The 13,293-nt window shown below is 43.2% G+C and carries 8 protein-coding genes; 5 read left to right on the top strand and 3 right to left on the bottom strand.

The genetic code is table 11. From position 1 onward, the window contains the following. Positions 1–188 precede the first annotated feature (188 nt). Positions 189–1,643, top strand: a complete 1,455-nt coding sequence (gene cls / locus ACQKMP_RS03905; RefSeq protein ID WP_042186986.1) for a cardiolipin synthase — start codon at positions 189–191, stop codon at positions 1,641–1,643. Between the two features lie 86 nt (positions 1,644–1,729). On the opposite strand, the gene ACQKMP_RS03900 is transcribed toward cls, so the two are convergent. Beyond that, the gene (locus tag ACQKMP_RS03900) at positions 1,730–2,518 is read right to left on the bottom strand and encodes a YheC/YheD family protein (protein WP_427468852.1); all 789 of its coding nucleotides are present in this window, start codon (positions 2,516–2,518) and stop codon (positions 1,730–1,732) included. Between the two features lie 164 nt (positions 2,519–2,682). On the opposite strand from ACQKMP_RS03900, the gene sbnA reads away from it, so the two are divergent. Both sbnA and ACQKMP_RS03890 read left to right on the top strand, forming a co-directional pair. Then, entirely contained in the window at positions 2,683–4,896 is a 2,214-nt protein-coding gene (gene sbnA / locus ACQKMP_RS03895) for a 2,3-diaminopropionate biosynthesis protein SbnA (protein WP_427468851.1), read from the top strand. A 31-nt stretch (positions 4,897–4,927) separates the two neighbouring features. Further along, positions 4,928–5,893, top strand: a complete 966-nt coding sequence (locus ACQKMP_RS03890; RefSeq protein WP_427468850.1) for a 2,3-diaminopropionate biosynthesis protein SbnB — start codon at positions 4,928–4,930, stop codon at positions 5,891–5,893. A gap of 73 nt (positions 5,894–5,966) precedes the next feature. On the opposite strand, the gene ACQKMP_RS03885 is transcribed toward ACQKMP_RS03890, so the two are convergent. Further along, a complete protein-coding gene (locus ACQKMP_RS03885; RefSeq protein ID WP_339247077.1) occupies positions 5,967–6,848 on the bottom strand; it encodes a LysR family transcriptional regulator in 882 nt (293 codons plus the stop codon). Positions 6,849–7,031: 183 nt separating this feature from the next. Between ACQKMP_RS03885 and ACQKMP_RS03880 the strand changes: the two genes are divergently transcribed. Continuing rightward, positions 7,032–8,396, top strand: coding sequence for an MATE family efflux transporter (locus ACQKMP_RS03880; protein ID WP_339247080.1), 1,365 nt, complete (start codon positions 7,032–7,034; stop codon positions 8,394–8,396). Positions 8,397–8,449: 53 nt separating this feature from the next. On the opposite strand, the gene ACQKMP_RS03875 is transcribed toward ACQKMP_RS03880, so the two are convergent. Next, positions 8,450–10,192: an SGNH/GDSL hydrolase family protein gene (locus tag ACQKMP_RS03875; protein ID WP_427468849.1), complete on the bottom strand. Its 1,743-nt coding sequence runs from the start codon at positions 10,190–10,192 to the stop codon at positions 8,450–8,452. A 238-nt stretch (positions 10,193–10,430) separates the two neighbouring features. On the opposite strand from ACQKMP_RS03875, the gene ACQKMP_RS03870 reads away from it, so the two are divergent. After that, positions 10,431–13,286, top strand: a complete 2,856-nt coding sequence (locus ACQKMP_RS03870) for a glycosyl hydrolase 115 family protein (RefSeq protein WP_427468848.1) — start codon at positions 10,431–10,433, stop codon at positions 13,284–13,286. Positions 13,287–13,293 lie beyond the last annotated feature (7 nt).

The following is a 13,293-nucleotide window of genomic DNA, read 5'->3' as shown; positions in this document are numbered from 1 at the left end:
ATTTTTATGATTTTATCTTTTAATTATTGAGTTTTTTATCAAATGTTTTCTTAGATGGACAATTATGCTATAGTACTCTATCTAGTCATTTACAGAAGTATTGATTTATCAGACGATGAATAAACTGACTTTTGGCAAAACTAGAAATACCGACATCTATAGAAAGATAAGAAAGGCAGGAACTCCTTATGGACAACGGCAGTCTGGTCACGTGGATACTTTCATTTGTTATGATTATAAACATATTGCTCTCTGCTGGTTTTTTATTTTTTGAGAGGAGAGATATTGGTTATACGTGGGCGTGGCTTATGGTTTTTTATTTCATTCCCATTTTGGGCTTTATTATTTATCTCTTTCTTGGTCGTAATTTAGCAAAAAAGAATTTCTTTGGCCTTTCAGCTGAAGAAAGTAAATATCTACAATCAACTGTAGATCATCAATTGGCTACATTAAAGGATCAACGCGAGAATCAGAACGCTTTGTTAACGAAATATGCTGATTTAATTCATATGAACCTTGTTTCATCGAATGCGCTAATGACAACAGATAACGAGATAGCTATTTTTAACGATGGTAAACAAAAGTTTGACTCTTTATTTAATGATATTAGAAATGCCAAAAAAGAGGTCAACATTCAATATTACATCATCCAGCCTGACGATTTAGGGACAAAATTAAGAGATGAATTAACTAAAAAAGCCAAAGAAGGAGTAAAAGTGAGGGTTCTCTATGACGAAATCGGCTCCAAGAGACTTTCTCTTAAGTTCTTTAAAGAACTACTTTCTGCTGGTGGAGAAGTAGAGGTATTCTTTCCATCACTGCTTAGACCGATAAATTTTCGAATGAATAATCGAAATCATAGAAAACTATGTATCATCGATGGGGAAATTGCTTATATTGGTGGATTTAATGTGGGAAATGAATACTTAGGGATAGATAAAAAGTTTGGATATTGGCGGGATACACATTTTAGAATGAAGGGTGGTTCCGTTAATCAAATTCAAGGCAGGTTTCTTCTGGATTGGAAACATGCCCGGAAACACGAGCAGGTAAGCTTCGATCAATTTTCCTTTACTACTGGAAGTCATGCCGGATCAAGTCCCGCTCAAATTGTGTCTAGTGGTCCTAACTCGCTAGTTGAGCATCTGAAAAATATGTATATTAAGCTGATCTTGAACGCCAAACGGAGTGTATATATTCAGACGCCATACTTCATTCCAGATAGCAGTTTTATGGATGCGTGTAAAATTGCACTCCTATCCGGTGTGGATGTACGTATTATGATTCCAAATAAGCCTGATCACCCTTTTGTATACTGGGCAACTTGGGCGTATGCAGGTGAATTATTGAATTATGGAGCGAAAATTCTGTTATATGAAAATGGTTTCTTGCATGCCAAGACGATTGTGGTAGATGAAGAAGTAGCGTCCGTAGGGACAATGAATATTGATTCCCGGAGCTTTAGACTCAATTTCGAAGTTAATGCAATTGTTTATGATGAGCAAGTTGCTAAACAGCTTCAAGAATTGTTTCATGAAGATAGCCAGTTAAGTACAGAGCTTACCCCTGAGCGTTATAAAGAAAGGTCCCTTATAATCAAATTTAAAGAGGGGATTTCTCGTCTTTTTTCGTCTATCCTCTGAATACACAGACCCTATACTCCGTACAAAAGGCGAGCTGTGGACTTGTAAATTCACAGTTCGCCGCGGCACATGGATTCTACTATGCTTCACACGACACCCTGTTTTGATTTCATGCACTTAAGATTGTATGTGCGACCGTATACTTTTGCATATCTGACAATTCGGTCAATCATACGGGTGTCTTTCAGCTTAGTAAACGGGCACGGATCGGGAGCCGTATTCACTTCCAAGATCCATGGCTTGAGACGTTGATCTAAGGCAATATCTACACCGATTTCCTGAAGGCCAGGATAGACAGTGCTAAGCTGTCTGGCGGATTTCACTCCAATTTGCTTCATGGATCGGATCAATATTGTACAATTCTCTGCGCTTGTGTAGGCTTTCAATAATTCCTCAACCGGATAAATCGTTCCTCCTTGACTCCCGTTTGTAACTACTTTGCGAGGATGCGCCACGCGTCCTGCAACCCCTGTTGCTTCCCACCCACCTTTAGAATTTCGCTGCACCATCACCCGGATATCGAATGGGCGGCCATCGTACACCAACAGCCTGATCCCCTTTTGAACTAAATAGGACTTCCCTTGGGCTTCTCGTAAGAGGGCCCGATATGCCGTGTCGTAATTAGAGAATTTGTGTACGTGGGTACCGGACTGATAGCTGTATTGTGCACGAGTAAGTTCAACCCGTATCACGCCCTGTCCTAAAGATCCGCAGCAAGGCTTAATGTACACCATCTTATATTTTTGTAGCATTTCATAGAGAGTGTTCTTATCCATTTTTTTTGTAAGCGGGACATGTTTATTTAACTCTTGATTTCTAACCAGCACCCTTGTCTTCGTCAGCTTATTGGATATACGACTTATCTGCTTCATCATTTTGTCCCTCCGTCTCAAAAGATCCATAGGCTATATTACGGAAATGCCTCAGCTTTTGATTGGGCAACCACCGAATCGTAGAACACACTGAAAGAACTCTACATATGATTATGGTAGGTATTTATCTATGGGCTGCAGCTTGCGGTCAACAGGAGGCGGCCATCATGCTGCTCGACAAAGACAAATTGCAGGATAAGTTACTTGAAGTAATTGAGGCATTTCCCTGGTATAAGGGGCTGATCGGCGGTGAAAGAGCGAATTATAGCTTAGAGACGCTTCCGCTTATGACGTCGACAACGCTAGATACCTATTATTATAATCAACCTTTTGATCCTTCTTTGACCGTATATAGGACGTCGGGTACAAGCACTGGCCGTCGAAAAGCCATACTTTACTCTAAGGAAGACGATAAGCACTATATAGATATTAAAACGAAGCTGTACGGTGATCTTATTGCGGGAAGCGGATGTGTTAGCGCTTTGGCGGATATGGGTACTGGGCATGCGGCGAACACTGCACTGTCCATTTTTGAGCGGTTAGGATTGGAACATCATTCAATTCCCTTCGAATTGCCGATCGAGCAGCATATTGAACAGCTTCAAACCTTCAAGCCTGACTTACTCTACACAATGCCTTCCATCCTTGATCATATCGTACATGCTACTAGAGATCCGCGGGCTTTTGGAATCCGAAAGATTATTTTGGTTGGGGAAATCGCCTCATTAGGTTGGCAGCGGAATATGGCCCGTCTGTTCGGTCTTGAACCGCGCGACATCATTGATACGTATGGCTCTATTGAAATAGGCACGATTGCTTATTATTCACATGATCTTGGCAGGTATATTTTTGCTGATGGGATTTTTGCGGAAGGGGTCGGGGCGCAGGAGATTAGCGAAGAACTAAGTCCGCTTAGTAATGATGAAAGTGTTCTTGTTCTTACCTCCATGGTTCGCAAAATGCTGCCAGCTATTCGTTTCGTTACCTATGATGTTGTAAGGGACTTTAGGTCTGTGATGATAGATGGTGTGGAGAAGCAGAGCTTTAGTTCCATCGTCAAACGGGTGGGTCGGGAGCTGAAGCACGGGGAGAAAATAAGCCTGTACGATATCGAACAGGTCGTATACCGACATCTTGAAGATGCGATCATTCGGGTCAAAGTGAGGAAGAATGCGCTGACCGTTTATATCAAAAGTAAATCTGCGGATAACTCCATTGTCTCGAAGATCAAAGAGGAAATTAGGGAATGCATTCCGGAAATCGGCATGATGATTCGAAACCATCTGCTGGATGATATTGAGGTCATTATAGTAGGCAAAGACGAGCCGATGGACAGCGGAAAGGTTAAGAACAAAAAGCTATATTACCAGAAAGATAGAGATCGTGTAGAGATGGCCTTCACTGACGGTATTTTGTCGACTATCGGAAATACACCCTTAATCAAGCTGAAGAGCTTGTTCTATAAAAGTGAGTTTGACGTCTATGCAAAAATGGAGCTGATGAACCCGGGGGGAAGCGCCAAAGATCGTCCCGCCCTGCGGATGATCCAAGCGGCATGGAAGGAAGGAACAATAGGCCCGGGAACTACCATCATTGAATCAAGCTCTGGTAATATGGCGATCAGCTTGGCCATGATTTGTAAGTATTTGGGGATGCGTTTTATCAGCGTTATTGATCCAAGAACCACGGAAACGAATCTGCAAATTCTGAAGGCGTTGGATGCCAAAATCGACTATGTCGCCAATCCAGATCCCGTAACAGGAGAGTTTCTTCCTGCTAGACTGAAACGTGTGCAGCAGTTATTGGCGGAAATACCGGGCAGCTACTGGCCGAATCAGTATGCAAACGCAAATAATTATTTAGCTCACTACCATACGACAATGAAAGAAATCGTGACTGTTCTTGAACGAGTGGATTATTTATTTTGCAGCGTTAGTACATGCGGAACCATACGGGGTCTTGCGGAATACGCAAGAGATCACGGACTTCGGACCAAGATCGTGGCTGTTGATGCAGAGGGAAGTGCGGTTTTTGGCGGAAATAAGAGTACACGGCGCTTCCCGGGACTGGGTGCAGGCATCGTGCCACCTTTCTGCAGAACAGATATAATCGACCATATCGTGCATGTCTCGGATTCCGATATCGTAAAAGGTTGCCGGATGTTGGCACAGAACGAATCCATCCTGGCTGGCGCATCCTCCGGGGGAATCATTGCCGCCGTTAAGCAGATGGAGCCAGAATTGACCCCGGGAGCTGTCTGCGCAGTCATTCTGCATGATAAGGGAGAGCGTTACCTCGATACCGTATATTCTGACTCATGGATTCATAACCAATTCGGTCAGGAGCTGTTGGCTGAATGTGATGATCTCACTGAGATGTAAGAAACGATATGTTTCATAAGGAGGTGACGGTATGCTGTACTTAAATGATCGAGATATACGGGCAGTAGGTGTTGATTGGCCTATTCTTGTGGAATCGGTAGAGACTGCTGTAGGTATCATCGATTCAGGTGATTATGTGCAGCCGATAAAGCCTTACCTAAGGTATAAGAGTCCACAAAACCGGATTATTGCAATGCCCGCATACGTAGGGGGAGAGGTGAACGCGGCAGGGATAAAGTGGATTTCTAGCTTCCCAGATAATATTGAGGCTGATCTACCTCGCGCGCATAGTATCATTGTATTGAATGAACCAAGTACAGGCCAGCCTTCAGCCGTCTTGAACTCTCCGCTTCCCAGTATTATTAGGACGGCTTCCATCAGCGGACTGATGATTCGTTACTTTTTGCAGGCGCGTTCAGTGGAGCGGATTCATCTAGGCATTATCGGCTGGGGACCGATTGGGCAGGTTCATTGTCAAATGGTTATGGCTCTGTATGGGGATCAAGTCGAACGTATCCGGATTTTCGATATCAAGGGAGTAGATTTATCAGGAATCTCATCTCTCTATAGAGATAGGATGGAAGTGGCTGAGACGTGGGCGGACGTTTATCAGCATTCGAATATCTTTATTACTTGTACTGTATCCGAACATCGGTATATCGATCTATATCCTGAAAAAGGTAGTCTTCTGTTGAATGTTTCACTGCGCGATTATAAGCCGGAGGCGTTAGCTTCGTTAAAAGCCATTATCGTCGACGATTGGGATGAAGTGTGCCGTGAGAATACGGATATTGAGCAGCTTCATTTGGAGCAGGGGCTCACTCGTGCTGACACCCAGATGATTACCGATGTTGTCTTGCGCCATAGCCTAGATGAATTCGGCGAAGATGAACCGATCTTCTTTTGCCCGATGGGGATGGCCGTCTTTGATATCGCTACAGCGGTGTATTACGTAAACAAGGCGAGGGAAAAAGGGATAGGGACCGAGCTGGAGTAAGGAGAGCAAGAATGAGAGCAATTCTGTCCATATAACAGCGATAACCCGCTTATTGAGCGGGTTTTTCATTATGTTATGCATCATAGGTATCTTTTATAAATTGAATAAAATGTGCAGTGGCCGAGCTGAATAAATTATTTTTTTTCCAAGCCAAAACATGACTTGTAGTTCGTTCAGGTTCAAATGGAACAAAACAGGTACGTTCACTTTCCCGGATAGAATATGAGCCACTCACACAAATGGCATAGCCAAGCTTTCGTTCTACTAGAAGCATGGCGTTTGTCAAAAGATTATGTGAGGCAAAGATACGAAGACTCTCATTCTCGACCCCAAGCCAGCTTGCAATCTCATTTTGCACAATGGTACGTCGAGGTAGGATTAGCGGTAAAGTAAGAATATCCTGAATACCAATAGAAGACTTCTGGGCGAGAAGATCATCTCGTCGCATCAGAATTCCCCACTGTTCCTGATAAGGCAAGCGAATATAATCATATTTAGCGGCTTCAATGGGCTCTAATAATATACCTATGTCAATATTACCTCGGTCCAGCTTCTCCCGAATATCATCCCCATCCGCACTATACAATTCATATTGTACCCTAGGGTGTCGATTGGAAAATCCCTCTAATAACTCCGGCAACGCCCTGGATACGGTGGACTCCACACATCCGATAGAAACTACTCCACCAAGCAAATCTTTTTGTTCTGCCAAATCTCTTTCTGTTTTATCTAGTAGTGAAACGATCTCTTTTACTCGCTGTTGAAACAGAAGTCCACTGTCTGTTAGAGTAATCTGCCGTTTTCCCCGAATAAACAAGCGGGTATCCAATTCTTCTTCCAGATCCATTAGCTGTCTGCTTAGAGTGGGCTGGGTAATGTGGAGGATTTCTGCTGCTTTTGTTATATTGCCTATCTTAGCCACTGTTAAAAAATATCTGAGAACACGAACATCCATGATTGTTCATTCCTCCTCTGTTGTTACCTCATTTAATAATAACATCTAGAATTCCCAGATTAAACGATACGTATTAAGCATGATACGTAATTCATCATAGGCATTAGATATTTATTGCTTTAGAAACTACCATGGAAGTATGAGTTCTGTGACTTAAAACGACTACAAAATGGAGTTATACAAATGAGCAAACTAGAAACTGCAATTACGAAACCATTATTATTTTCCAATCTACAACTAAAGAAATTATTTCTCCCCTTAATGATAGAGCAATTATTAGAAGCTATGATGGGATTGGTGAATTCTGTCATGGTAGCCTCTGTTGGGGAGTCAGCAGTATCGGGTGTATCTTTAGTAGAAATGGTGATGTTACTGTTGATTAGTATATTTGCAGCGCTCGCTACTGGAGGTACTGTAATTGTGGGTCAATATCTTGGAAGTAAGCGGGAGAATCAGGCTAGAGAAGCAGCGAATCAATTAGTTTGGTTTGTTGGTAGTGTGGGGCTAGTGATTATGGTTTTGATTTATTTACTGAAAGGATTTATTTTACATGGTTTATTTGGAACGATTACAACTGAAGTGTATGGACACGCGAATACTTATTTATTAATTGTTGGGGTTTCAGTTCCTTTTTTAGCGCTTTATAATGCAGGTGCAGCCGTATTCAGAACGATGGGGAACTCCAAACTACCTATGCAAATAATGTTGGTTGTGAACCTTGTGAATATAGCAGGGAATGCCTTGATGGTATATGGACTTGACATGGGAACGGCAGGTATCGCTATTCCAACGTTATTTTCCAGAATGGGGGCTGCAGTTTGTATTCTTGTTCTAGTATCTAATCCAAAGAATCTCTTATCTTTGAAAAAGACCTTGCGGCATAAATTTGATGGCAAGATGATCAAGCAGATGATGAGAATTGGTGTACCTTATGGAATGGAAAATGGAATGTTTTATATTGGACGGTTATTGATATTGAGTTTAGTCTCCACATTTGGAACAGCGGCTATTGCAGCAAATTCAGTTGGCAGTACGATCGCTTCCTTGCAAGCGTTACCTGGAATGGCTATTGGATTAGGAATGTCTGTTGTGATTTCGAGATGTGTGGGTGCTGGCGAGTATGCTCAGGCTAGGTATTATACAAGGAAGATTATTGGCATGATCTATGTGGCACAGATCGTTAGTTCTGTTGTAAGTCTAGCTTTGTTTCCAAGCCTACTACGTATGTATCATTTTTCAGAGGAAGCGGAGCAATGGGCAACCATGATCGTATGGAGCCATGCGATCGTCATGATGCTGATCTGGCCTTTTGGAAATGCACTGCCAAGTGTTTTTCGGGCGGCAGGAGATGCGAAATTTCCTATGGTCGTAAGCATGATTACTATGATTTGTTGTAGAATTGCGTTCGCTTATGCACTAGTATATTGGTTTCATATGGATATGTTTGCAACGTGGATTGCAGTCTATTGTGATTGGTTGATTAAAGCAGCATTGTTTATTTGGCGGTATATTAGTGGGAAATGGACAAAATTCCAAGCGATACAATAAAGACAGCCCTGATGAAGAATACATCGGGGCTGTCTTGCAACTGGTGCAACTGATTAAAGGGTATAACCGAAGCCTAGTATAGTAAAACACTTATCCTGATCTTCGGGCACCATTTTGATTTCTATCTGATGCTCACTGCTAGCTTCGTTTTGATATAGAATTACCGGATTGCAATGTGTCCAGTTGTTCACGTGAGGATCAGCAGTAACTGCAAGGCTGCCGTCTACGAAGATATCCGCCTTGCCGAATTCGCTGCTGCCGGAATCCTTGTATATGAGGATGAGATTTTTACTCGTTATTGTCAGCTTGAAGCTTTCTTCTCCAGACGCTCTTGAATGCATCCAATTATGAGGGAATTCCGGAGTACCGTGAGAGTCAGCATCCATTTCTACCCGCTGCAAATCGGTATCGATCCCCGAAAATCCACCTACTTCGATCTTACCTGCGTCAATATAGTTTTTTCGATCCAGCAGGAGGGTTCCTGTAAAATCATTCCCGATAACCGGTCGTTGATCCAATAAGATCTCATCTTCATTCATTAGTGATTTATGGGTTTCGGTGAATAAATAAGCGAGACAATCAGCCATTACCCGGTGCCCCTCATTTGTCGGATGATAGATATCATAGAAAAATTGCCGTTTAGAGATGATGTTGCCTTCAGCTTTACTCAGGCGGAACTGCTCGGATACGGCATCCTTTACACTAACCATAGGAAGATTATAATGGCGGCCAATGGGGGAGAGCCGATCCTGCAGGTTCCAGTCATTCATAAACACACTGAACAGAAGGATTACGGCTGGCTGATGATCGGCGGAAAGTATTTTTAAGCATAAGCTTTCAAAACAATTGCCTTTCGTTTCATCCCCTTCGTCGTTTACCGCAAATTCCACTACCACGATATCTGGTGTTACGGAACCGTCTCTAAGAATATCTCTTTCATAGCGGATGACGCCAAGCTCGGAGGGTGTTCCGCCGACCCCAGCCTTCACAAAATGGATGTTCTCGCCACCATTTGTGCCGAATAAGTCTTTAAATCTTAAATACGACTGATAGGCATAACATTCCGTGTGTATCGGCTTAGCACCGGCTCCTTGAGTAATGGAACCTCCAATATAAGCGATCGTGACTTCCTCGCCCTTTATAGCCTTATTCATGGCAGCTTTTAATCTTTTATTATTGCCAGCGTGCAGCAAGGATTGTGTAATGATCTTTTGGTACTCATTCGATTCAAAAGCAACTGGTGGTTCAAGGATTAGCTCTGGAACAGAATAACCGTCATGCAAATAAAAAATAACACTCGCAATCGCCAGTTCGCCTGCGTGATTAAATTCAAAAGCAAATTTTCCGAGCACATCATCTTCTTCAGAACCCGGATTATCTGCTAACTTCAAAATAACCTCTGAACCATCGGCGGGGCAGGGTACACGTAAATAACTGCCGGTTTCATATTTACTAGTTTTGCCCCAGTGCTGCAATAAAAAAGTGACTGGATCTTCCTGCGCGTTAGTCCTTCTCACGGATACTCCAATACTGTGGACTAATTTGCGAAATCCTGCACTGTTCCCCAGAAGCTCCAGAATTGCTTTATCTGTGACGCCGCCTATAAATCTGGTCTTATCGATCAGATAGCTGCCTTCCAGATAAACTTCTTGTGAAGGTTTTCCTTCGGCTCTTGCTGTTGCTTCAATTGCTGTTTCATACAGCACAAAAAAGCCGTTTCTACGATCAGCCGGGTCCTTTGGAGCCTTCGGACCTTCAATCTGTTCGCCTGCAATGAGTTCGTTATTCTTTTCCATATGGATCATCCTCGCTTTGTAAGGGTCTCTTATTATGGATGCGCTTGCAAATGAAATGATTCTGCTACAGGGGAATACCTGTTAACAGTAACACCAAATATCTAGATTGTTCAACCAATAAACAAAGTTTCATTTAATAATTACAAAAACTTGCTAGTTTACACATGGAAGTTGAAATCGCTTACTTATATAATGTGCCTAGTCATACGAAAATAGGATGCTTAAGGGGAGAATAATCATGCCTAAGCAGGAATTAATCCTTGTGAAGCAGGGCAAAGCTGCCAAGATTTACGTGGATCTCAAAGGGAAGGATTATGCCGGTTTGCGCCGCGTGGCTCAGTCTTTTGCAGCAGATGTTAAACAGGTAACAGAGGTTGAACCTGAAATACATACACAATTGGAGGCATTGGATGGAACCGTTGTAATCGCTGGATCGATCGGAAGTAATGAGCTTATTGATCGTTTAATTGCGAAGGGGACAGTGGATGTGTCCGCCATCCAAGGGAAAAGGGAATGTTATAAAATTCAGGTAGTTGAAGAACCGACAGCAGGAGTGGACAAGGCACTCGTCATTGTGGGAAGCGATAAACGCGGGACGATGTACGGGATTTATTCTATCTCTGAAAAAATTGGCGTTAGTCCGTGGAAATATTGGGCAGATGTTATACCAGAGAAAAAAGCAGATTTGATCTTACCTGATAGCCAGCTACATAGGATTTCCAAAGAACCTTCGGTTAAATACAGAGGGATTTTTTTGAATGACGACTGGCCGTCCTTGGGCTCTTGGGTAACTCAAAGATTTGGTGATTTTAATGAAGATTTCTATGACAAGGTGTTTGAACTAATTCTTCGATTAAAGGGGAATTATTTATGGCCAGCGATGTGGAGTGCCGAATTCAGCCTTAACGGTAAAAGCAATCCAATCGCCAACACCCAGCATGCACAGGAATACGGCATTATAATGGGAACCTCCCATCATGAACCTTTATTTCGGGCAGGCAGTGAATGGCAGAAGGTATACAACCAATATGGAACAAGTAACTTATGGGATTTTGCCCGAAACAAACAAGCTATTACGGATTTCTGGGAAGATGGAATCAAACGGAATCAGGACTTTGACAATTTAATCACACTAGGGATGCGGGGAGAAAGTGATTCTGCGCTGGAGGGCTCCGACCAGGAGAATATTGACCTGCTGAAGGATATCATCCTTACGCAAAAAGAATTATTAAAGAAATATAATCTTGAGCACTCGCCCCAAATTCTAGCCGTATACAAGGAAGTGGAGAAGTATTGGTATGGCACTGCTGAGGTTGAAGGCTTGAAGGACTGGGAAGTCCTGAATGATGTTACGATCCTGCTGGCAGATGATAACTTTGGCAATCTCCGCAAAATCCCAACGGAACACGAACGCGATCGAAGTGCAGGGTGGGGGATGTACTATCATTTTGACTATCATGGGGGTCCACATTCCTATGAATGGTTAAACACGATTCCGCTGGAGAAGGTTTGGGAGCAAATGTGTATGGCATTCGACTATGGCATCCGTGATGTATGGATTGTGAACGTCGGGGATTTGAAGCCTATGGAATTGCCTATTTCCTACTTTATGGAATTGGCCTATGATTTTGAAGCTTGGGGTACCGGAGCGATTAACCGGACTGAGGAATATACCAAACGATGGGTAGAGCAGCAGTTCGGATATGCACTGGAACATGAGACATGCCTGGGCATCGCGCAATTGCTGAGTGAGTATACCCGAATGAACGGCCGCCGCAAGCCGGAGATTATTTATCCGTCAACCTTCAGTCCTATCCATTACAATGAGGCACAGAGAGTGCTGAAGCAGGCGATTAGGATGGAGAATGCCGCTGACCAATACTATGCTCTTATTCCTGAATCATTAAAAGATGCGTACTACCAGCTTGTATATTTCCCTGCTGCTGCATCAGCCAATGTGCTCAAAATGCAAATATATGCTGGACTTAACAAGCTATATGCTGGACGAGGCAGTGTATTGGCCAATACCTACGCTACCCTGACTCATGAAGCCATCGATAGGGATAAACACCTGGAGCAGGTTTATAATAGCGGAATTACAGAAGGAAAATGGCAAGGAATGATGAGTTCCCCTCATGTCGGGTATGTTCACTGGAATGCAGAAGGGTGGAAATATCCAGAGGTGAGCACGTTGATTCCCGCTAAAGGTTCTATATTGATTGTTGATGTTGAAGGTACGGAGCAAGCGTATGTTGCGGGGACGGCAAAGCTTCCGGTATTTACAAATCTGCAAAAAGAAAACTATTGCATTACTATCAGCAACGGTGGAGAAGCGGGCTTTGAATATCAGGCAAGTAGCAGTGCAGCTTGGATCAAGCTTGAGAAAACATCGGGTTGGATCAAGGCTGGGGAGAGCTTACAGGTTTCTGTAGATTGGGAAAAGGTTCGCGAGACATCGACGGGTGAAATTACGATCTCTGGTGCCGGAGGCACCGTTATGGTTAGTGTAGCTGTGAACTTCACTGACATTCAGGATGTGCCAGCGATGACCTTTATCGAGGCTAATAATAGAGTGGCAATTGAAGCGGAGCATACCTCAAGTCGTGTTGCACAATCAGGGGTGGAATGGAAGACCATTGCTAACTATGGGCGTTCTTTATCCTCGGTTAAAATGTTTCCGGATACGGTATCTTTTGAACAGCCGGAGAATGCGCCTTATCTGGAATATCAGGTTTTAGTACAGCAGAATGCAGATTACAGCTTAACCGCGTATATTGCTCCGACAAATAACCTGTCACAGTTCAGTGGATTAAAATATGCGGTAGGCTTCGATGCACAGACGGCAGTGATTACGGATGCTTTACCTACGGATTTTGCGGGCGGCAATCATGATAATGAACCGTGGTGCCGCGCGGTTATGAATAATATCCATACCGTGACCACCATTCATGCTTTAACGAAGGGGATCCATACCCTCCGCTTTTACGGATTGGATGCGGGCCTGGTCCTGCAAAAGCTTGTGTTGTCCGCTGCGGAGCTGCCGTATTCCTATTTGGGCCCAGAGGAGAGCTTCTATACTAGGGGGACGCACTAATTCATAG

This window comes from Paenibacillus sp. NPDC101420 (genome assembly GCF_050277435.1).
Classification (GTDB): Bacteria; Bacillota; Bacilli; order Paenibacillales; family Paenibacillaceae; genus Paenibacillus_AQ.
Note: the sequence above shows the minus strand (reverse complement) of the source record. Positions and strands in the feature narration are given on the sequence as shown.

Excerpts from the sequence above, each read along its gene's own strand:
- cls (WP_042186986.1), top strand. The coding sequence starts at position 189 with ATGGACAACGGCAGTCTGGTCACGTGGATACTTTCATTTGTTATGATT.
- ACQKMP_RS03900 (WP_427468852.1), bottom strand. The coding sequence starts at position 2,518 with ATGATGAAGCAGATAAGTCGTATATCCAATAAGCTGACGAAGACAAGG.
- sbnA (WP_427468851.1), top strand. The coding sequence starts at position 2,683 with ATGCTGCTCGACAAAGACAAATTGCAGGATAAGTTACTTGAAGTAATT.
- ACQKMP_RS03890 (WP_427468850.1), top strand. The coding sequence starts at position 4,928 with ATGCTGTACTTAAATGATCGAGATATACGGGCAGTAGGTGTTGATTGG.
- ACQKMP_RS03885 (WP_339247077.1), bottom strand. The coding sequence starts at position 6,848 with ATGGATGTTCGTGTTCTCAGATATTTTTTAACAGTGGCTAAGATAGGC.
- ACQKMP_RS03880 (WP_339247080.1), top strand. The coding sequence starts at position 7,032 with ATGAGCAAACTAGAAACTGCAATTACGAAACCATTATTATTTTCCAAT.
- ACQKMP_RS03875 (WP_427468849.1), bottom strand. The coding sequence starts at position 10,192 with ATGGAAAAGAATAACGAACTCATTGCAGGCGAACAGATTGAAGGTCCG.
- ACQKMP_RS03870 (WP_427468848.1), top strand. The coding sequence starts at position 10,431 with ATGCCTAAGCAGGAATTAATCCTTGTGAAGCAGGGCAAAGCTGCCAAG.